This is a genomic window from Cylindrospermopsis raciborskii Cr2010 (assembly GCF_003367075.2).
Lineage (GTDB): Bacteria > Cyanobacteriota > Cyanobacteriia > Cyanobacteriales > Nostocaceae > Raphidiopsis > Raphidiopsis raciborskii.
Genome location: NZ_CP065936.1, coordinates 247,393 through 268,326 on the forward strand (window position 1 = coordinate 247,393; position 20,934 = coordinate 268,326).

At 40.5% G+C, this 20,934-nt stretch carries 17 protein-coding genes and 1 tRNA gene; 12 read left to right on the forward strand and 6 right to left on the reverse strand.

What is annotated here, in order from left to right:
- Positions 1-19: 19 nt before the first annotated feature.
- From C6N34_RS01055 to C6N34_RS01070, 4 genes are all read left to right on the forward strand, one after another.
- Positions 20-1,270 carry a competence/damage-inducible protein A gene (locus C6N34_RS01055; RefSeq protein WP_006275598.1) on the forward strand — a complete coding sequence of 417 codons (1,251 nt, stop codon included), beginning with the start codon at positions 20-22 and terminating at the stop codon, positions 1,268-1,270.
- A gap of 320 nt (positions 1,271-1,590) precedes the next feature.
- Positions 1,591-2,016, forward strand: a complete 426-nt coding sequence (locus C6N34_RS01060) for a hypothetical protein (RefSeq protein WP_057177783.1) — start codon at positions 1,591-1,593, stop codon at positions 2,014-2,016.
- A 78-nt stretch (positions 2,017-2,094) separates the two neighbouring features.
- Positions 2,095-2,166, forward strand: a tRNA-Lys gene (locus C6N34_RS01065).
- A gap of 164 nt (positions 2,167-2,330) precedes the next feature.
- Positions 2,331-2,567, forward strand: coding sequence for a hypothetical protein (locus tag C6N34_RS01070; protein WP_006275600.1), 237 nt, complete (start codon positions 2,331-2,333; stop codon positions 2,565-2,567).
- Between the two features lie 135 nt (positions 2,568-2,702).
- Here C6N34_RS01070 and nagZ read toward each other — a convergent pair whose 3' ends face one another.
- Positions 2,703-3,791: a beta-N-acetylhexosaminidase gene (gene nagZ, locus C6N34_RS01075; RefSeq protein ID WP_115538882.1), complete on the reverse strand. Its 1,089-nt coding sequence runs from the start codon at positions 3,789-3,791 to the stop codon at positions 2,703-2,705.
- 122 nt (positions 3,792-3,913) lie between these two features.
- Here nagZ and pds point away from each other — a divergent pair, with 122 nt between their 5' ends.
- Both pds and crtB read left to right on the forward strand, forming a co-directional pair.
- Complete coding sequence (gene pds / locus C6N34_RS01080) at positions 3,914-5,326, forward strand: 15-cis-phytoene desaturase (protein ID WP_115538881.1); 1,413 nt, start codon at positions 3,914-3,916, stop codon at positions 5,324-5,326.
- On the forward strand, positions 5,310-6,242 hold the full coding sequence (gene crtB / locus C6N34_RS01085; protein ID WP_006275603.1) for a 15-cis-phytoene synthase CrtB: 933 nt from the start codon (positions 5,310-5,312) through the stop codon (positions 6,240-6,242). Before pds ends, crtB begins: the two co-directional genes overlap by 17 nt.
- Before the next feature lie 99 nt (positions 6,243-6,341).
- Here crtB and pcrA read toward each other — a convergent pair whose 3' ends face one another.
- Complete coding sequence (gene pcrA / locus C6N34_RS01090; RefSeq protein WP_115538914.1) at positions 6,342-8,669, reverse strand: DNA helicase PcrA; 2,328 nt, start codon at positions 8,667-8,669, stop codon at positions 6,342-6,344.
- A 210-nt stretch (positions 8,670-8,879) separates the two neighbouring features.
- Here pcrA and C6N34_RS01095 point away from each other — a divergent pair, with 210 nt between their 5' ends.
- Positions 8,880-9,317: a CAAD domain-containing protein gene (locus C6N34_RS01095; protein ID WP_006275605.1), complete on the forward strand. Its 438-nt coding sequence runs from the start codon at positions 8,880-8,882 to the stop codon at positions 9,315-9,317.
- 195 nt (positions 9,318-9,512) lie between these two features.
- Here C6N34_RS01095 and C6N34_RS01100 read toward each other — a convergent pair whose 3' ends face one another.
- Together C6N34_RS01100 and petH are read right to left on the reverse strand one after the other, a co-directional pair.
- Positions 9,513-10,802: a homoserine dehydrogenase gene (locus C6N34_RS01100; RefSeq protein ID WP_006275607.1), complete on the reverse strand. Its 1,290-nt coding sequence runs from the start codon at positions 10,800-10,802 to the stop codon at positions 9,513-9,515.
- A 109-nt stretch (positions 10,803-10,911) separates the two neighbouring features.
- The gene (gene petH / locus C6N34_RS01105; protein WP_040007861.1) at positions 10,912-12,219 is read right to left on the reverse strand and encodes a ferredoxin--NADP reductase; all 1,308 of its coding nucleotides are present in this window, start codon (positions 12,217-12,219) and stop codon (positions 10,912-10,914) included.
- A 692-nt stretch (positions 12,220-12,911) separates the two neighbouring features.
- Between petH and C6N34_RS01110 the strand changes: the two genes are divergently transcribed.
- Positions 12,912-13,916: a phosphoribulokinase gene (locus C6N34_RS01110; protein WP_006275609.1), complete on the forward strand. Its 1,005-nt coding sequence runs from the start codon at positions 12,912-12,914 to the stop codon at positions 13,914-13,916.
- A gap of 93 nt (positions 13,917-14,009) precedes the next feature.
- Complete coding sequence (locus tag C6N34_RS01115; RefSeq protein WP_115538880.1) at positions 14,010-15,215, forward strand: Coenzyme F420 hydrogenase/dehydrogenase, beta subunit C-terminal domain; 1,206 nt, start codon at positions 14,010-14,012, stop codon at positions 15,213-15,215.
- Here C6N34_RS01115 and C6N34_RS01120 read toward each other — a convergent pair.
- Complete coding sequence (locus C6N34_RS01120) at positions 15,212-16,441, reverse strand: methionine gamma-lyase family protein (RefSeq protein ID WP_115538879.1); 1,230 nt, start codon at positions 16,439-16,441, stop codon at positions 15,212-15,214. The two genes, C6N34_RS01115 and C6N34_RS01120, sit on opposite strands and share 4 nt — an antisense overlap.
- An 87-nt stretch (positions 16,442-16,528) precedes the next feature.
- Between C6N34_RS01120 and C6N34_RS01125 the strand changes: the two genes are divergently transcribed.
- From C6N34_RS01125 to C6N34_RS01135, 3 genes are all read left to right on the forward strand, one after another.
- The gene (locus C6N34_RS01125) at positions 16,529-17,350 is read left to right on the forward strand and encodes an acyl-CoA desaturase (RefSeq protein ID WP_006275612.1); all 822 of its coding nucleotides are present in this window, start codon (positions 16,529-16,531) and stop codon (positions 17,348-17,350) included.
- 404 nt (positions 17,351-17,754) lie between these two features.
- Positions 17,755-18,828, forward strand: coding sequence for a fatty acid desaturase (locus tag C6N34_RS01130; RefSeq protein WP_006275613.1), 1,074 nt, complete (start codon positions 17,755-17,757; stop codon positions 18,826-18,828).
- Between the two features lie 78 nt (positions 18,829-18,906).
- Positions 18,907-19,986 (forward strand): fatty acid desaturase, encoded by a 1,080-nt coding sequence (locus tag C6N34_RS01135; protein ID WP_006275614.1) that lies wholly within the window; start codon positions 18,907-18,909, stop codon positions 19,984-19,986.
- Positions 19,987-20,075: 89 nt separating this feature from the next.
- Here C6N34_RS01135 and modA read toward each other — a convergent pair whose 3' ends face one another.
- A complete protein-coding gene (modA, locus tag C6N34_RS01140) occupies positions 20,076-20,891 on the reverse strand; it encodes a molybdate ABC transporter substrate-binding protein (protein WP_006275615.1) in 816 nt (271 codons plus the stop codon).
- Positions 20,892-20,934: the final 43 nt, after the last annotated feature.

Genomic DNA, 20,934 nt, shown 5'->3' on the forward strand with positions numbered 1-20,934 from the left:
TATTCCCATATTCCCAAACATGAGCGCGGAAATTATTTGTGTTGGTACAGAATTACTGTTAGGAGATATCCTCAACAGTAATGCCCAATTTATTGCCCAGCAACTGGCACAGCTAGGTGTTCCCCACTACTATCAAACAGTAGTGGGAGATAACCCAGAAAGACTTAAAACAGTAATTGAAATTGCTGCTTCCAGGGTAGAAATTCTAATTTTTACTGGTGGACTAGGTCCCACACCAGATGATTTAACCTGTGAGACCATAGCTGATTACTTTGGCGTTCCCCTGATTGAAGACCCAGAAATAATTGAGGATATTAGGGAGAAATTCAGCCAAAGAGGAAGAGTAATGTCTCCCAGTAACCGTAAACAGGCCTTAATTCCGCAAGGGGCCCAAGTTTTACCCAATCTCACGGGAACTGCACCGGGTATAATTTGGCAACCTAGACCAAACCTGACGATTTTAACCTTTCCAGGTGTTCCCAGCGAAATGCACCAAATGTGGCAAGATACAGCAGTACCTTTCCTCAAAAGTCAAGGTTGGGGAAAGGAAATTATCTACAGTCGCAGTTTAAAATTCTGGGGTGTGGGTGAATCAGTCCTTGCGGAAAAGGTTTCTGATTACCTGAGTTTATCTAACCCCACGGTTGCTCCCTATGCGGGTAAAGGAGAAGTAAGACTGAGAATTTGTGCCAAAGCACCGGATACTGTGGCCGCAGAAGAGATAATTGCCCCCGTAGAAAAGAAACTTAAAGAAATTGGTGGACTGGACTATTATGGGGTTGATGGGGAAACATTAGCATCTGTTGTTGGTAAATTGCTGCGTCTTTCGGGAACAAGTTTGTCAGTAGCTGAGTCTTGCACTGGTGGAGGAGTGGGACAAATGCTGACGGAAATTCCCGGTAGTTCAGATTACTTTTGGGGGGGAGTGATTGCTTATGATAATTCGGTAAAAGTGAGATTATTAGGAGTTGATCCTGGGGATTTAGACCAATTTGGTGCTGTGAGTCCTGTGGTTGCCCAAAAAATGGCTATTGGTGTGAAAAATAGTTTAGGAACTACCTGGGGGTTAAGTATTACAGGTATTGCTGGACCAACTGGGGGTAGTGAGACCAAACCCATAGGTTTGGTGTACATTGGCATTTCAGGTCCTAATCATCAGGTACATAGCTACGAATGTAGATTCGGAACCATGAGGTCTCGTACTCTAGTCCGTTACCTAGCTGCTGCTAATGCTTTAGACCATCTCCGTCGTCTGCTCTTGACTGTGTAAACTTTTACTTACTCGATTGGTCTTGTTCCTCGCCATGCCACAATCAACTCATTAAGTTTTGTTAAGACTTAATTTTTTTAAGGTGAAAATGTTGCATCATTCGTGTTACTCTCAAACAGTTCTTATTACATACCTAATTAAAATTATGAAGTTGATTGCTATAGAAAATGTCGAAAGTTTTGATATCACTGGTGGTTTCCCCTAATGATTCTATAAACACCCATGGTTGGTAAACAGGAAAACCTGGTAATTATATAACAACAACTACCAAATTTATCTGCTTGTGACTTTTTGTATCAAATTAATTGAGCGAGGACCAAGTGCAAAGAAGGTGTGATAAGAATCGGAACCGTTCCAGAAGAAGGGCTATATACTGTCCCATTCATGATTGTTACCTTGACAGCGTCAGTCAAAAATATAGACTTTTTGCGGATAAACCAGGTCAGTTACAAAAAAGAGGTTTTGGTCGTCGTACTGCTTCTTTAGTAATATCTCAATACACAGCTGTGACTATTCAAGGAGAGTGGTTGGAGGCATTTTGGTGTCCAGAGTGTCAAGAAAAAAAATGGTATTACGTGCGTCAGTCTAATAATGGTATATATGAAATTTCTCCAGCTCCTATGGATCTGTGGAAGCAAGTATCGGGTGTAATCGATCCCTACGGCAATCCGTCTGTTAGTGAATTCACTCGATTAAGTGCTAAACAGATAACCTATAGGGGTCTTAGTGCTTTCTATTCTCTCTAAAACTCACAGATTGATCCAGTTTTTTGACTGTACCACTGGATCTAAAGTCAAAACTCTGTTATCATGATTTTTCAGTTGGGGTGACTAGCTCAACGGTAGAGCATCGGACTCTTAATCCGCTGGTTCTGAGTTCGAATCTCAGGTCACCCACTGAATAAATCAGATTGCTATATATTACCTGAACTAGATCTAATATTCCGGATGTAATTCCCAAATGTGAAATCTACCATGTTAGTAAATGATGAGTTGGGTCATTATATTAGATAATGTCTCAATCAGCATTATTAAGTTAAGCAAATTTTGGAGAAAATCGGATGTTAAACTTCAAAGGTATGGTGGATGACCTGTTGACTCCTATCCAAGCTGAAGCTGCTGCTGATATCAATGGAGGCGCGGAAATGATTGATAAAACCGTTGAAGAAGGCGCGGTACTGTTCAATCGTGATAGATATTTGCAAGCGTTGGGGGTAGCTTATTTAGCACCTCCAGGAATTGGTGAAATAACCAGTAAAGAAGCCTTATTAGCACAGTACGAAGGTTGGAGAAGCTAGTCGATTAGGGTCTTCGCCTTGTTGAGTCCTGAGTTTTTCGTTCCTAACTTGATAATTAACATTCATATTGCTCTTAGTCCAATTGCTTAACCTATAGACCCTGAAACTACAAAAGTGGTTCCAGGGTCTATTTATTCAATTAAGATCAAAACAACAGTTGATAGCAAGTTCTGCATGGTCAACTAATATCTGTTTTTCTAGGGGAAAAACCTCATATTGGGGGGTTTTAGTTAATAGTTGGGCAATTCTGTTATGGGAGTTTTCTATTACCGATGGGGTTAGAGAACCATTGTGCAAACAAGAAATGAAATTTTCAGCTATTTTATAGGTTTTTTCAATGGATGAAGAGCTTATATTGCGAGAAACTAAAAATAAATCACACCCAGCATTAAAAGCGCGTGCTACTGTTTCAGGATAAACAAACATATCTGCAACCGCTTTCATATCTAAGTCATCGGAAACCACTACTCCAGAAAAATTCAATTCCTGTCTTAAAATCTGATGAAGAATAGTAGTTGATATTGTAGCTGGGAGATCCGGGTCAATTTGTGGAAACAGTATGTGCGCTGTCATCATCAGTGGTATTTGTTCCTGAATAAGAATTTCAAAAGGTATTAACTCTCGATTCTTTAAATCTTCTAAACTCAAATTCAAGATTGGTAACTCCAGATGAGAGTCTTGACTAGTATCTCCATGACCAGGAAAATGTTTAGCACAACCAAGAATACCGGATTCCTTGAGTCCACGATAGTACTCTTTAGCGTTTTCTCCAGCCAAGTCAGCAGTTTGACCAAAAGCACGTAAACCAATCACAGGGTTTTGAGGATTAGAAAAAACATCCGCCACGGGAGCAAAAGAAAGGTTGATCCCTAAAGATCTCAATTCTAATCCAGTGGCTTTTGCTACTTGATATGCTCGAGATCTAACTAAATGAGCAACGGGGAACCGCGTGATAGGTAATGGCGTTCTAATTACCTTTCCACCCTCATGGTCTAGGGCTGTAAATAGTAATTCTCGCTCAGTATATTCACGAATATCAATAAGTAGTTTTTTGAACTCTTCTAACCAAATGGGATAGGGTGTACCATCGAGAAAGTTTTTGGCGAAAAAAATCACACCAACGGGTTTTAAATCGCTTAGTACCCGTTTGTCATCATCCGTGAGAGTTGTACCGGAAACTCCGAGAATTAAATGATTACCAAATTGCTGTAGATGTTGGGACATGGATTGCTAAAAACATGGGGATGCAACGGGACTTTTTCCCCAAGCCAGGTTAAATGTAACAGAATGCAAAGTATAATGAAAACGTCAAAACAATTAAGAAATATTGAAAACAGTAGGGTTAAATGCGAGTAGTCATCGCCGGTGCTGGTCTAGCAGGACTTTCCTGCGCAAAATATCTAATAGATGCAGGTTACACCCCCATTGTCTTGGAGCGTAGGGATGTATTGGGTGGTCTAGTAGCGGCCTGGAAAGACTCCGATGGTGACTGGTATGAAACCGGTTTACACGCCTTTTTCGGGGCATATCCCAACATGCTACAACTGCTCAAGGAATTGGGCATTGAGGACAGACTTCAGTGGAAACAACACACGCTGATTTTTAACCAACCTGATAAGCCTGGAACGCTATCACGATTTGATGTTCCTGATATTCCTTCACCTTTTAATATCATTGTCTCGATTCTACGTAACAATGATATGTTGACATGGGAACAAAAACTTCGTTTTGCTGTTGGTTTGTTGCCCGCTATAGTCCGAGGTCAAGAATATGTGGAGGAAATGGATAAATACAGCTTTGCTGAATGGTTAAAAAGACAAGGTATAGGTGAAAGAGTGGTCAGTGATGTATTTATTGCTGCCTCTAAGGCTTTGACCTTTATCAACCCAGATGAGGTTTCTTCCACAATTTTACTGACTGCCCTTAATCGGTTTTTACAGGAACGATATGGCTCCAAAATCGCCTTTTTGGACGGATCTCCCACGGAAAGGCTTTGTCAACCTATTGTGGATTATATTACTAAAAAGGGAGGTGAGGTCAGACTTAATGCTCCTTTAAAAGAGATTTTGCTCAATCCTGATGGAACCGTTGGGGGCTTTCTGTTACGCGGGTTAGATGGAAAACCTGATGAGGTCATTACAGCTGATTTTTACGTTTCCGCTATGTCCGTTGATCCTCTAAAGGTCATGTTGCCAGAACCTTGGCGACAAATGGAATTTTTCCAAAAGCTGGAAGGTTTGGAAGGTGTCCCGGTAATTAATCTCCATTTATGGTTTGATCAAAAATTGACGGATATTGATCACCTACTTTTTTCTCGGTCACCATTACTTAGTGTCTATGCTGATATGAGCAACACTTGTCGTGAATATTCTAATCCTGATCGATCAATGTTGGAACTAGTTCTAGCTCCAGCCCAAGATTGGATTGATAAGTCTGACGAGGAAATAGTATCAGCGACAATGACTGAGTTACAAAAGCTCTTTCCTCACCACTTTGGAGGAGAGGAACCAGCCAAACTGCTGAAATCTCACGTGGTGAAAACTCCCCGTTCAGTTTACAAAGCAACCCCCGGTCGTCAAAAGTATCGTCCACCCCAAAAAACTCCCATCACTAATTTCTTTCTAAGTGGGAGTTACACCATGCAACGTTATTTAGGCAGCATGGAAGGGGCCGTACTTTCCGGTAAACTGACAGCCCAGGCTATCTCCCATATCCCAACGCTAAATCGACCGCCTGCAAAGAATGCTGCAACTGCCTGATTCCCCTCCGCGCATGAAAACCCTGGTCTCTGTCCATGAGTCCTATAAACTTTGTCAGGAACTTACAGCCAAGTATGCTAAAACCTTCTACTTGGGTACCCTGTTGATGAGTCCGACAAAGCGTCAATCTGTTTGGGCAATATATGCTTGGTGTCGCCGTACAGATGAACTAGTTGATGGCCCTGCGGCCACTAAAACTACTCCAGAAACTCTCGCCCAGTGGGAAACCCAGTTAGATTCTATTTTTGCTGGTTGCCCATTGGATAATTATGATGTGGCCCTGGTTGATACTCTCCAGCACTTTCCCCTGGAAATTCAACCCTTTAGGGATATGATTGCTGGACAGCGCATGGATCTCTATCGCAGTCGTTATGAAACTTTTGAGGATTTATATCTCTACTGCTATCGTGTGGCGGGTACTGTTGGTTTGATGTCAACTACTATTATGGGTGTAGATACTAATGTTTATTCTGCCCCTTGGTATCGAGATATACAACCTTATTTGCCCGTTGAGGAAGCGATCGCATTGGGTATAGCTAATCAGTTAACCAATATTCTCAGGGATGTGGGTGAAGACGCTCGTCGTGGTAGGATCTATATACCCTTGGAAGACTTGAAAAAATTCAGCTATTCTCCAGAAGAGCTATTACAGGGCGTTTTGGATGACCGTTGGCGTTCTCTCATGCGATTCCAGATTAAACGCGCTCGAGAATTTTATACCAAGGCTGACCGTGGCATTAGCTATCTGGCCCAGGATGCTCGCTGGCCAGTTTGGGCTGCTTCTATGCTCTATGGAAAAATTCTGGATGTGATAGAGCGTAATGACTATCAGGTGTTTAACCAACGTGCTTACGTTCCTCAACTGCAAAAGATCAGTACCTTGCCTTTGGCTTGGATGCGATCGCAAGTGTTGTGACATTTACTAACAATTGGAATGGGACAAGTATGACGGTGAGAATAACTTCCTGTTAAACTGATTGCATGCCCATTCCCTAATTTGCTGGTCTAAGCTGGTTTAGTTTATTTTCTGCAGTTGTGCTACCTTGGGATCGATAATTTTTTGACCCAAACTGGTAAATTTAATTGCCAGGGATATTTTTTCATCACTGCCAAAAACATGAGTAATTACACCTTTGCCAAAAGCTTTGTGCAGTACTTGTTCACCAACACGCCAGTTGTTAGTTTCTCCAGAAGTTTCTGGCGTGATTGTTGTGGATTTAGTAGACCTAGCAGCACGGATTTTTGACTTAGTGGTTAATAGGTGCTGGGGTAGTTCTCCCAGAAATTGTGATGGTAATGCTGGTTCTCTAGAGCCATATAACCTTCTTTCTCTGGCATGGGACAGGTACAATCGCTCTTGGGTACGGGTGATTCCCACATAACATAATCTTCTTTCTTCTTCTAAAGCTTTAGGATCTTGTAGAGAACGATAACCGGGAAATAGTCCCTGCTCTAAACCAACTAAAAACACTATGGGGAACTCCAACCCCTTAGAAGCGTGCAAGGTCATCAGAGAAACCACATCCCTGGTTTCGCTTAAATCGTCTAAATCTGAACTTAATGCTGCACTTTGCAAAAATGCTTGTAAAGAAATATCACTGCCCTTGTTTTCGTCTTGGAACTGGGATACAGCATTATATAGTTCCTTAACATTACTGATTCTATTATCAGCTTCATCTGTTCCCTGGTCCATTAAATCCCGGAGGTACCCAGAATCTTCCAGAATTCCTTCCAAGACTTCTGATGCAGGAACTTGAGTAGTTTGCCATTTTTTAATCATGCTAGTAAAACTAGTTACAGATTTTGCCGCACGTCCGGTCAAGGTGTTTACAGAAGTTTCATCACTCAATATCTCCCACAGGGTAGTACCCAATTGTTGGGAAGCATTAATCAAAACGTCTATAGTACACTTGCCGATACCTCGTCGAGGAGTATTAATGACCCTTAATAAACTTACTGTATCTGCGGGATTATTAATTGCTCTTAAATAGGCAATAACATCTTTGATTTCCTTTCGGTCATAAAACTTCATGCCTCCCACCACGGTGTAGGGGATTTGATATTTTACCAGCAGTTCCTCAAAGGGTCGAGATTGGGCATTAGTGCGATAGAGAATGGCAAAACTTCCCCAATTAATATCAGGGTTATTAGTTGTTAAATTCCGAATTTGATTGATAACAAAATCTGCTTCAGCGACTTCATCATCGGCTTTATGAAAATAAATAGACTCGCCCACATCTCGCGTAGGTTTGAGGATTTTATCAATGCGTTCGGTATTATTTTCAATCAGTTCATTAGCAGCTTGCAGAATATTTTCACAGGAGCGATAGTTTTCCTCTAGTTTCACCATAGTCCTGGTGTCATCATCATCTAAACCATCTCCAAAATCCTGTTGAAACTCCAATAGAATGGTAAAATCAGCCATCCTAAAACTATAAATTGACTGGTCTGCATCACCAACCACAAACACGGAACGATTGTCCCAATTCCATTGGTTTTTGCGACATTCACCATTCGTAACTAATAAACGTAGTAGTTCATATTGAGTCCGATTGGTGTCCTGATATTCATCTACTAAAATATGACGGAACTTGTTATGCCAATAGCCCAAAACTTGCTCATTTTGCCCAAATAGTCTAGTGGGAACTAGAATTAAGTCATCAAAATCCAAACTGTTATTGGCCGCTAATTGATCTTGATAAAGGTTATAAACTTCCCCAATTACTCGACCACGATAGTTAGGTTGTTGCTCTTCAAATTCTCGTGGTGATAAACCTTGGTTTTTAGCATTACTAATGGCATACCTAACGGATTTAGGGTCGAACTTTTTACTGTCTAGGTTAAGTTGTTTTGTGACAATTTCTTTAATTAAAGTTTGTACATCAGATTCATCAAAGATAGAAAAGTTCTTCTGCCAGTGTCGACCCTTTTCGTCTTGATATTTTTCAACATCAAACCTCAAAATCCGGGAAAATAAACTATGGAAGGTTCCACACCAGATGTTTTTAATGTAGGTACGGTAAACACTGGATATGACCTCGCTTTGTTGTTGTGCGGGCAATAAATCTAATTTCTGACCATATTGATTTATGGCAAATTGATCCGCGAATAATCTTTGGATCCGGTCTTTCATTTCCCTTGCAGCTTTATTGGTGAAAGTTACTGCTAAAATGTTTTCGGGGTGCACACGGTTTTGTAAAATTAAATTAGCAATCCTATAGGTTAGAGCGCGGGTTTTACCTGAACCTGCACCAGCAACAACTAGTAAGGGACCGCAATAATGCTCAACTGCTATACGCTGGCTAAAGTTGAGCTGACTAGTAAAGTCATTATTTGTGTTTATATGCATATTTGTTAGTTTACTAAGAATTAAGTTTTACTAGTTAGACAAGTCTAGTTTGATTGAAAACCTTGTGATTAAGTCCAGCTGCAAAAAGCAGAACTATGTTTAACCGTCACCTTTGAAATAACTATGAGTAGATCTTAATCCATTGCCTAATCAACGATATTGTTGTCATAATTATACGAATTAGCAAACCCAAATTTGAAAGTTATGGAAGTCGAAATGCAAGAACCACAATACACAGAAACCAAAACCAAGGAAACTCCTATTCCAGATCTTAGTACTCAAACGGGGACTATAACTAAACTCCAATCCCCGCCCAAATCTCAGGAACAGTGGCTTAAATACGGTCAGGAGGTTTCTAACTTTTTAGGGACGCTGCCAGAATATCTAGTTGGGTTGCTTGACAAGTATAAACAACCACTTCTTACCCTGGGATTAATCGTGACTGCTGGAGTAACTGTTAAGGTCATACTGGCTGTGCTAGATTCCTTAAATGATATTCCTTTGGTAGCTCCCACTTTTGAGCTAATTGGCATTGGCTACTCTGGTTGGTTTGTGTATCGCTATTTACTCAAAGCTTCTACCAGAGAGGAACTCACAAGTGAAATTGACACTTTAAAATCACAAGTTTTTGGGCAAGACTAACCATTAGAAAACGCATTTAAATGCTTGCTGCACAAATTGCATTAGAAGTTTTGCGGCAAAGTATTGCAAAAGCCCATATAACAGTAGCTGGGTATGTAGGAGTGGTATATGAGCTTATCATTAAGTACCACTTCTACATAATAAATGTCAAGTCCCTAAGTTTGGTCGGTTTAATATAGATTTTTAAGACCTAGGCTAAAGCACCCGTAAAATGCTAGGGATGCTATCTATGGCTTCCATGGTGTGGATTTCCTCTAAGGATTGTCTGAAATCCCCTTCTTTGACATCGTGGGTAACAACAACAATTTCTGCCATTTCCCCCTGAAAACCAGTTTGCACCACAGATTCTAAACTTACTTGGTATTTACCAAAGCAAGTCCCCAATTTACCAATGACCCCTGGGTGGTCTTTAGTCAGAAATCGAGCATAAAACCGGGTAACTAGTTGGGATATGGGGGCTATGTGACAATACTCCTTATGTCTACAGGATAAGAGTGGATTAGCTTGAGCAGTATTAGTCTTGATTGTTGCTACTAGATTTAAGATATCTGAACAAACTGCACTCCCCGTCGGACCAGCACCCGCTCCCGGACCGAAAAACATCACTTGACCTATGGGTTCCCCCTCCACTAAAATCGCATTGTAAACACCATTGATACTAGCTAGGGGGTGGGTTTGAGAAACTAGGGTAGGGTGAACTCTCACTGACAACTGGGATTTGTCATCTGTTTGATTTTTGGCAATGGCTAGCAGTTTAATCACAAATCCTAATTTGCCAGCGTAGATAATGTCTGTTTTCGTGACTTGACGAATCCCTTCACAATAAACATCTTGTAAGTTAATTCTCTCTCCAAACCCCAATGAAGCTAAAATAGCAATCTTATCCCCAGCGTCTAAACCATCAATGTCAGCAGTTGGATCCGCTTCCGCATATCCCAGTTTTTGTGCATCAGCTAGGACTTCTTCTAGTTCACTCCCTTCCGTCTGCATCCTCGTGAGAATGTAATTGGTAGTGCCATTCACAATACCAATAATACTATGAACCTTGTTAACACTTAAAGACTGCTTTAAGGTTTTAATTACGGGAATGCCACCAGCTACAGCAGCTTCAAACATAACATATACACCAGCAGCATTGGCAGCATTAAATATTTCTTCTCCAAATCGTGAAATAACAGCTTTGTTTGCTGTTACTACATGTTTACCATTTTTAATAGCCTCCAGAATAAGCGATCGCGCGGGTTCCAATCCACCCATCAGCTCAACAATGATATCTATCTGAGGGTCATTGACAATAGCTGATAAATCCCCACTGAGGATTTCTTGGGGTAAGGTCACTGGGCGTGATTTGTCTGGCGATCGCACACCTATACGACATATTTCCACTTCCTGTAACAGTGGGTGACGACCTTGCAAGTCCTGTAACAGTTGTACAGTTCCAGTTCCCACCGTACCCAATCCTAAGATTCCTAATTTTACACCCACGGATTTGGCATCCTATTATATACAAAACACACATAAAACAATTGTAGGTGGGATGGAACCCCACCTACAAACTTGCAGACAAAAATTGAGAAACAAAGTCAAGAGTAGATTAATAGGTTTCTACATGCCAACGTCCTTCTTTTTTGATTGCCTTTTGATAATCACTCCAAGTGACACCCTCTTGAGCAGCGGCTTTAGACAAAGCAGCATCAATGCCATCTTCCATACCACGCAACCCGCAAATATACGTATGAGTTTTGGGGTTCTTGATCAGTTGCCACAGTTCATTAGCGTTTTCTGCTACACGGTCTTGGATATACATCCTACCACCTTCAGGATTGTTTTGTTCCCGACTGATAGCATAGGTAAGACGGAAGTTATTGGGATATTGAGCTTGCATTTCTTCCAGTTCCTCCTTATATAAAATATTAGGAGTAGTGGGTACACCGAACAATAGCCAAGCAAATCCGTTAAACTGGTATTGTGAGTTAACAGATCTTTCTGCATCCTTGAACATCCGCCATAAATAGGCTCGCATAGGAGCAATACCCGTACCCGTTGCCAACATAATTACATTAGCATCAGTGTTATCAGGTAGCAACATTTCCTTACCTACGGGACCGGTAATTTTTACATCATCACCTGGTTTAAGGTCAGTTAGATAGGTAGAGCAAACACCATATACTGTTTCTCCAGTTTGCGGGTGTTTATATTCCAGTTGACGCACACAGAGTGATATTGTTGTGTCATCCACATTATCACCGTGACGTGTAGAAGCGATTGAATAGAGTCTGAGTTTTTCTGGCTTACCGTTTTTGTCAACACCGGGGGGGATAATACCGATACTTTGACCTTCTATATACTTGAGTTGGCTACCAGAAAGGTCAAATTTAAGATGTTGAACCTTACCTATTCCGCCTTCTTTAACTAAGGTTTCATTGGAAATACACTTGCCAATAAAGGGAGCGTTAGGACGATAAGTGTTCACGGGAACATCAGCGTGTTTAGTTTTCGCTTGGGTCATGGTGTCGCCTTTTTTATCCTTAGCTGGTGGTTTAGCAAAACCTTGAGCTTCGCTACTAGTAGCTGGTATTGTGTTCTGTTTTGTCTCAACACCTACGGGTGCTGGGTTGCTGAGATCAATCTCAGTATTGGTGAGAAGAGTTCGATTAGCACCCTGCTCTAAAACCGATACCGGGTAAATACTAACAATTTTGCCACCCAGACGTGTAATTCTTCGCATTTCTTGATTCATGCGGTTGTAAGGTACTCTGATGAATACACTGCCACTTTTGCGAATTGGGTAGTTCGTTTGGTCAGATTCCTGGTTCTGACGCAGACCCACCACTTCGTATACGAAGACACGGCTACCTGATTCCATATTGGCAGCACCCTCAACAGGACCTTGATTGTTCATTCGTTCTACCACTCCAATATTCACTAACCGTTTATCAAAAATAATTCCCATCACATTATCAGCTTTCAGTTTACCGGATTTTCGTTGCACAAAACTGACTGTCTGGGAAAACCACATCATTAACGGTTATCAGCTATTAGTTTTTTTACTGTCGCTTAATAATACATAAACTAGATAATTGTTAAATTTGCCAGTTTGTGTATTGCTGTGCTTAGTAACTAATAACTGCTAACTGACACAATGCTACAACAAGAGGTATCGGTTAAGGTGAACCAAGAAGTTAAAGAACATACCAGCGTATCTTTTAAGATAGATGATGTGTCCTTGAAAGAATGTTAGTCGTAAAGCAATTTAATTAAATCTTCTTAGTTGTTATTTTTTAGTAAATTTCGGCTATTGTATAGCTCTAGCCATCTGGCGATCCCCATGACTAAAATGTTTGCCAAGAAGTACCAGATATATGTTCAAATATGATTAGTACACTGATTTAGCAACTTTAACAGCCAATTTGATTACAAAATAGGTTTTTTTCATTTTTTTGTTTATCGCGGGGGGTGGATCAATAGTCTGATATGCTTTTTTTGTGACGGTAGTGATATTACCTCCCAGGTAAACAAACTCCTAACTGCAAAAATCTGTTGTGAGAAAAAATATTTTGTTTAGTCATTTCAATTAGTATTGAGAGGAGATTTATGACAGGTAAACCGGAAAGGGTAGTATTAATTGGAGTAGCAGGGGACTCAGGATGCGGCAAATCTACGTTTTTGCGCCGTTTGATTGACCTGTTCGGTGAAGATTTTATGACAGTGATCTGTTTAGATGACTATCACTGCTTAGACCGCAAACAACGTAAAGAAACTGGTATTACTGCCTTAGATCCTAGAGCTAATAACTTCGATCTCATGTATGAGCAAATTAAAGCTCTGAAAGAAGGCTATGCTGTTGATAAACCAATTTACAACCATGAGACCGGCATGATTGATCCGCCGGAACGAATTAAACCTAATCACATTATTGTGGTTGAAGGTTTGCATCCTTTATATGATGAAAGAGTGCGCTCCCTTTTAGATTTCAGTGTTTATTTTGATATCAGCGATGAGGTAAAAATTGCCTGGAAGATTCAGAGAGACATGGCAGAGCGTGGTCATAGATATGAAGATGTTTTAGCTCAAATTAACTCTCGCAAGCCCGACTTTGATAAGTTCATTGAGCCTCAAAGAGAATTTGCCGATGTAGTTTTACAGGTGTTGCCTACAAACTTAATCAAAAACGACACTGAGCGCAAGGTTCTGCGGGTAAGAATGCTGCAAAAAGAGGGTAAAGAGGGATTTGCACCGGTTTACCTATTTGATGAAGGTTCAACCATCCAATGGACTCCTTGTGGAAGGAAGTTAACCTGTTCCTATCCTGGCATGCAAATGTACTACGGTTCTGATGTTTATTATGGTCGCTATGTTTCTGTTTTGGAAGTAGATGGCCAGTTTGATAATTTAGATGAAGTAATCTATGTGGAAAAACATCTGAGCAATACATCCACTAAATACATTGGTGAAATGACCCACTTGTTGTTGCAGCATCGTGAATATCCTGGTTCTAATAATGGCACTGGTTTATTCCAAGTCTTAACCGGGTTAAAAATGCGCTCTGTTTACGAAATTTTGACAGCTAAGGAAGCAAAATTAGCAGTGAAAGCCTAAATTTTGCCATGTTGGTAAACTCAAAAGGGGAACATCTACCGGGTGAACCCCTTTTTCATATCTAGTAATTAATGTAATTAATAAGTAAAAGTTATGACTAATATAAACTCTAATAAGCACAAAAAGTCAAAAGCACTGAAACCTGGTAGTCGTCGTCCAGCTAAGGAACTTTGTAGCGAATGTGGACTGTGTGACACTTACTATATCCACTATGTTAAAGAAGCTTGTGCTTTTATAACTCAAAGAATAGAGGAGTTAGAAGTAAATACTCATCAGCGTTGTCGAGATCTAGATAAAGAAAATGAGCTTTACTTTGGTGTACATCAAGAGATGATGGCAGCTCGGAAACAATTACCTATCGTTGGTGCCCAATGGACAGGAATTGTGAGTACCATAGCTATAGAAATGTTAAATCGTGGTTTAGTAGAAGGGGTTGTCTGCGTGCAGAATAGCCAAGAAGATCGCTTTCAACCCATGCCCATTATTGCGCGCACTCCTGAAGCCATACTAGCTGCTAAGGTCAATAAACCTACCCTTTCACCCAATCTCTCGGTTTTAGAGGAAATTGAGCAATCAGGGATGAAAAAGCTATTGGTTATTGGAGTAGGTTGTCAAATTCAAGCCTTGCGTGCAGTAGAAAAACAACTGGGACTGGAAAAACTCTATGTTCTGGGTACACCATGTGTGGATAATGTTACTAGAGCCGGACTGCAAAAATTTTTAGAAACTACTAGTCGTTCTCCTGGAACGGTTGTTAGTTACGAGTTTATGCAGGACTTTCGTGTACATTTTAAACATGAAGACGGGTCGGAAGAAAAAGTGCCCTTCTTCGGTTTAAAAACCAACATCCTCAAGGATATATTTGCCCCGTCCTGTATGAGTTGCTTTGATTATGTTAACTCCCTAGCAGATCTAGTGGTGGGGTATATGGGTGCACCCTATCCCTGGCAATGGATAGTTGTTAGAAATGATACAGGCAAGCAAATGTTAGATCTGGTGAAGGAACAACTAGAAATTCAACCAGTCATGTCTCAAGGTAACCGTCAACCTGCTGTACAGCAGGGAATAAAAGCCTACGATGACGCAGTGACATTGCCGATGTGGGTAGCCCAATTAATGGGAATCGTGATAGATAGAATTGGGCCCAAAGGTTTAGAATACGGAAAGTTTTCCATAGATTCTCACTTTGCCAGAAATTATTTATACGTCAAGCGCCATCATCCTCAAAAACTAGAAGCCCACGTCCCCGAGTTTGCTAAACGGATTGTAGCCCAGTATAATTTACCAGAAACTGACTAAAATTCTCCTACTGCTTCCATAGCTGCTTGTAGAGCTAATGAAACATGAGTCCAATGAGTACCACCTTGGCAATATACAATATAAGGCTCCCTTAACGGACCATCAGCAGATAACTCCAGAGTGCTGCCCTCAATGAAAGTTCCCCCCGCCATAACCACCTGACTTTCATAACCTGGCATAGCATCGGGAACCGGATCCAAATAGGAACCAACAGGAGAAGACTGTTGAATGGCCTTACAAAAGGCAAGGAGTTTTTTGGCCGAACCCAGTTTAACAGCTTGAATCACATCTCCCCGGGGTGCTAGGGGTGGGGGATTAACAGGATATCCTAGTTTATCAAATACGTAACCAGTAAGATATGTTCCCTTCATGGCTTCCCCCACCATTTGAGGTGCTAAAAATAATCCCTGGAATAATAACCGATTTTGATCGAAAGTTGCTCCTCCCGCACTACCAATACCAGGAGCAGTCAGTCTACAAGCTGCTGCTTCCACCAGATCAGCTTTGCCCGCTATGTAACCTCCTGCTGTAACAATTGTGCCACCAGGATTTTTTATGAGTGACCCAGCCATCAGATCGGCCCCCACATGGGTGGGTTCCCTAGTATCAATAAATTCGCCGTAACAGTTATCTACAAAACAGATTGTCCGGGGGTTTTGTTGTTTAACTATCTCAACTACCCTTTTTATTTCATCAATAGAAAGACTAGAACGCCAGGAATATCCACAGGATCTTTGAATCAAGACTAACCGGGTGTTTTCCTGGATGGCAGTGCTTAATTTCTGCCAATTTATTTTTCCCTGGTCTGTTAGTTCCAGTTGGCGATATTTTATGCCAAAATCAATCAGGGAGCCTTGATTTTGCCCTCGCAAACCAATGACCTCCTCCAGTGTATCGTAGGGAGAACCAACCACTGCCAACATCTCATCCCCAGGACGGAGTACCCCATAAAGCGCACAGGCGATCGCGTGAGTACCTGACACAATCTGTACTCTCACCAAAGCTGACTCAGCTCCCATGACCTGAGCAAAGACTTGATCCAATGTATCCCTTCCTAAATCATCGTGTCCATACCCGCTCACGCCTGCGAAATGGTGTGATCCCAGATGATGATCACGAAAGGCGTTCAAGACTCTTTGAAGATTATGCTTGACCTGAGCGTCAATACCATAAAAAATTTCTAATAGTACCCGTTCTGCTGCTCGCAGCTGTTCTAAGTTGTTCATTGTTTCCTCATTCAAAAAAACATTTAAGAATATGCAGATTCTTCAATCGGGCATATTAGTCTGGACAATTCCTATCAAGGTTACTGCATGACAATTGCTACTTCAACTAAACATCAAATCAACTGGGTGAACACCCTGTTTTTCATCTTCCTGCACATCGGTGCCCTATTTGCTTTTATTCCCGGTAACTTTAGCTGGACAGCAGTTGGTGTGGCATTATTACTCTACTGGGTTACTGGTGGTTTGGGGATTACCCTGGGTTTTCACCGTCTGATTACCCATCGTAGTTTTCAAAGTCCAAAATGGTTAGAGTATTTTTTAGCCTTGTGTGGTACTCTTGCTTGCCAAGGAGGTCCTATTGAGTGGGTAGGAACACATCGTATTCATCATTTACACTCTGACACCCAAGAAGATCCTCATGATTCCAACAAAGGTTTCTGGTGGAGTCATATTGGTTGGTTAATTTTCCATTCTCCCGCACATGCTCAAATTCCCCGCTTTACAAAAGATATTGCGGAGGACAGAGTTTATCAGTTCTTGCAAAAATATTTCATTCCTATCCAGCTCTTCCTAGGTCTGTTCCTATTAATGTTAGGCGGATGGTCTTTTGTAGTTTGGGGCATTTTTGCTCGCATAGTTTGGGTTTATCACTGTACATGGCTAGTTAATAGTGCTACCCATAAATTTGGATATCGTACTTATCCTGAATCCGGAGATAGGTCGACTAACTGCTGGTGGGTGGCGGTTCTAGTTTTTGGTGAAGGGTGGCATAATAATCACCATGCCTTTCAGTATTCAGCTCGTCATGGATTGGAATGGTGGGAAATTGACCTAACGTGGATGACCATTCAACTGCTACAAGTTCTGGGTCTAGCTACAAATATTAAACTAGCGCCGAGAAAAGCGTAAGTGGGTGGGTGGAATTAAACATAAGATCAACGTAGGTTGGGTTGAAGTATGAAACCCAACGCCCGCATGGGTCTCGTCCCTCGAACCATCCTACAAATAATTTTGCCTCCCTACTTGAACCATAATTTAGGTCTCATGTCAATAGTTTTGAGGTCATGAAACTATTGGCTTTTTGTTAGTAAATTTGGATTTTAGCTGGGTTATCAGAAATTTCAGATTTGGGATTTTTGGGATTTTAAATTTGAGAATTTCCCGTTGAGAATTGTCGTCGAGGGAAAATTAGAAAACGAAAATTAATTTATTTGGTATGGCTATAATATAATTACTTAAAGTGGCAAAAATTAACTTATCTGCTGTAAAATAATTTTGCCAGCGTATTTACATTGGTTGTTTCTCAGGTGTTCATGACTACATCACTTATTAAAGACCAGGAAAATATCGTTTATCCCACCCTGGGTGAGGACGAGGTCAAATTCAAACACATTATCAAAAGTCTACCCAAGGAATGTTTTCAGAAGAATAGACGTAAAGCATGGACTACGGCCATCATCAGTTTAACCACAGTTGGGTTAGGCTATTATTTTCTGGCAATTTCTCCCTGGTTTCTTTTACCCATAGCATGGATTTTCACGGGGACTGCTTTAACAGGGTTTTTTGTTATAGGTCATGACTGTGGACATCGTTCCTTTGCTAACCGTCGTTGGGTAAATGACTTGGTTGGGCACCTGTTCATGATGCCTTTAATTTATCCGTTTCACAGTTGGAGAATTAAACATAATTACCACCATAAACATACCAATAAACTGGAAGAAGACAATGCGTGGCATCCCATAAGAGTAGAAGTTTTTGCAAATTGGGGGAAAGTCCGACAGTCCGCATTTGAATTATTCATACGCAAGCGCCTGTGGTGGATAGGTTCTATTGGGCACTGGGCAGTAGTTCATTTTAACCCTGGTAAATTCCAGAGAAAAGACCGAGCTAGTGTCAAGTTATCTGTAGGTGTGGTGATAGCTTTTGCCATCATAGTTTTCCCAACATTGATATTCACTACTGGGTTATGGGGCTTTATTAAGTTTTGGTTTATCCCCTGGATGGTTTATCATTTTTGGATGAGCACATTTACCATTGTTCACCATACAACCGCAGATGTTCCCTTTAAAACAGCAGATAAATGGAATGAGGCCTTAGCCCAATTGTTTGGGACAATTCACTGTGATTATCCTCGCTGGGTAGAGATACTCTGTCATGATATCAATGTTCATGTTCCCCATCATATTTCTACGGCAATTCCTTCCTATAATCTACGGTTAGCTTACAAAAGCATCAAGCAAAATTGGCGACCATTTCTTCATAAAGAATGTAAGTTTTCCTGGAATTTAATGAAGAAAATTACTAACGAGTGTCAACTTTATCAAACGGACATTGGTTACATCACCTTTGACGAGTATTACGCCCAAAAACAACCCACTCGCAAATAACCCCCAAATGAGTTTCAGGACAGGCGTTTTGCCTGTCAAATATCCAATTGTGACCTTCATTTAAGAAGAAAAAATCCAGTGCAATTAAAAACTGTTCAATCAAACCAAAATCTTGACATTGAATCTTCTCAAAGTGAAGACAAGTTGCCATTTACTCTTCAAGATTTAAAAGCTGCCATTCCCCCCGAATGTTTTCAACCCAGTGTACTTAAATCACTGTATTATTTTTTTCGTGATATTGCGATTATCATCGGGTTATATGCACTAGCAACTTATATAGACTCCTGGTATTTTTGGCCAGTTTTCTGGATAATGCAAGGCACAATGTTTTGGGCCTTATTTGTTGTTGGTCATGATTGTGGACACCAATCTTTTTCCAAGTATAAATGGCTAAATGATTTGGTAGGTCATCTTTCTCATATTCCCATTCTCGTACCCTATCATGGTTGGAGAATTAGTCACCGAACTCATCATAAAAACACCGGTAGCTTGGAAAATGACGAGAGTTGGTATCCGTTGAATGAGTCTAGTTATCAAAAATTACCTTTTTTACAAAAGTTAATTCGCTACTATCTGTTTTTACCACTAGCCTATCCTATTTATTTATTCCAACGTACCCCCGGAAAAAGTGGTTCCCACTTCAATCCTCAAAGTAGTTTGTTTAAACCTTCCGAAAAGGGAGACATTATTACCAGCACTACCTTATGGATTGCTATGGTAACTTTATTGGGTTTCTTGACCTATCAATGGGGTTGGTTGTGGTTATTGAAATACTATGCTGCTCCTTATATTGTATTTGTAATTTGGTTGGATTTAGTCACCTATTTACATCATACTGAACAGGACTTACCCTGGTATCGTGGTGAGAATTGGAATTTCCTAAAGGGTGCAATTTCCACTATTGATAGGGACTATGGAATTTTCAACCACATTCACCATGATATTGGCACCCATGTTGCCCATCATATCTTTTTGAATATGCCTCATTATAATTTATTGAAGGCAACAAAAGCGATTAAACCAATTTTAGGTGAATACTATCACCAATCTCAGGTTCCTATTTGGAAAGCATTATTACATTCTGCCAAAGTTTGTCATTTTGTTCCCGATCAAGGTGGCCAGGTTTATTACACCTCTTATGGAAGTAATGGCAAGTAATTGTTAGATTATTGATTTTGTAGTTTTAGCCAGAACGTCAGTCAAAGTTAGTTAGGCGTTCTGGTTTACTTTGGGGTTTTTCTTTTTGCCTAAGGTACAATAAAACCATATTTTTTAAAAACAGTTTTTGACAGATTACTCACTAAAAATTTAGAGAAATTTTTGGCAGCATCAACATTTTTACTTCCCCTAATTATTGCTAACGGATAGATGATGGGAGAATGAAATTTTTCATCAGCTACAACCACCACTTTTACCTGTCCAGAAATTTTTGCATCGGTTGCATATACCAATCCCGCATCAGCATTACCACTTTCTACAGCAGCTAAAACCTGACGTACATTGTTGCCATAAACCAGTTTTGATTTTATATTTGACCAGATTTTCAACTGCTCTAAAACTTGTTTTGCATATTGTCCAGCAGGTACGCTCCTAGGTTCACCAATAGCAATCCTTTTTACTTTTTCATCTTGAAGACTGTAAAAACTATTGACACCAGAACTATTCTTTGGTGTAATCAATACTAGACGGTTTTTAGCTATGATCACTCTACTCTCAGGAAGTAAGAGGTTCTTTTTTTCTAAAGCATCTACTTGTTTTTTAGCAGCAGATATAAAAATATCCACGGATGCTCCCTGTTCTATTTGTTGTTGTAATGGTCCGGAAGCAGCAAAGTTGAAGCTAATGTTCACATTCTTTTGCTCTTTTTGGTATATGGGTTTAAGTTCGTTTAATACATCTTGCAAACTTCCAGCAGCGGACACCAATAGGTTGGTAGTTGACTGACCTACTGTCCAGTTTGATATACCAATGGCTAGGAACATTGTGATTAGAGCTGTAGCAATTAGTATGGGTAATTTTCTCCATAATATGGTAAAATCAATTTTGGGCAATTTTATTGTCATTTCAATTATTACTCCGTATTTTTGCTAGACTATATTAGGCTGC

Bases quoted from the DNA above. Each gene is read 5' to 3' on its own strand.
- C6N34_RS01055 (WP_006275598.1), top strand. From the start codon at position 20: ATGAGCGCGGAAATTATTTGTGTTGGTACAGAATTACTGTTAGGAGAT.
- C6N34_RS01070 (WP_006275600.1), top strand. From the start codon at position 2,331: ATGTTAAACTTCAAAGGTATGGTGGATGACCTGTTGACTCCTATCCAA.
- nagZ (WP_115538882.1), bottom strand. From the start codon at position 3,791: ATGTCCCAACATCTACAGCAATTTGGTAATCATTTAATTCTCGGAGTT.
- pds (WP_115538881.1), top strand. From the start codon at position 3,914: ATGCGAGTAGTCATCGCCGGTGCTGGTCTAGCAGGACTTTCCTGCGCA.
- crtB (WP_006275603.1), top strand. From the start codon at position 5,310: ATGCTGCAACTGCCTGATTCCCCTCCGCGCATGAAAACCCTGGTCTCT.
- C6N34_RS01095 (WP_006275605.1), top strand. From the start codon at position 8,880: ATGGAAGTCGAAATGCAAGAACCACAATACACAGAAACCAAAACCAAG.
- petH (WP_040007861.1), bottom strand. From the start codon at position 12,219: ATGAACAATCAAGGTCCTGTTGAGGGTGCTGCCAATATGGAATCAGGT.
- C6N34_RS01110 (WP_006275609.1), top strand. From the start codon at position 12,912: ATGACAGGTAAACCGGAAAGGGTAGTATTAATTGGAGTAGCAGGGGAC.
- C6N34_RS01115 (WP_115538880.1), top strand. From the start codon at position 14,010: ATGACTAATATAAACTCTAATAAGCACAAAAAGTCAAAAGCACTGAAA.
- C6N34_RS01120 (WP_115538879.1), bottom strand. From the start codon at position 16,441: ATGAACAACTTAGAACAGCTGCGAGCAGCAGAACGGGTACTATTAGAA.
- C6N34_RS01125 (WP_006275612.1), top strand. From the start codon at position 16,529: ATGACAATTGCTACTTCAACTAAACATCAAATCAACTGGGTGAACACC.
- C6N34_RS01130 (WP_006275613.1), top strand. From the start codon at position 17,755: ATGACTACATCACTTATTAAAGACCAGGAAAATATCGTTTATCCCACC.
- modA (WP_006275615.1), bottom strand. From the start codon at position 20,891: ATGACAATAAAATTGCCCAAAATTGATTTTACCATATTATGGAGAAAA.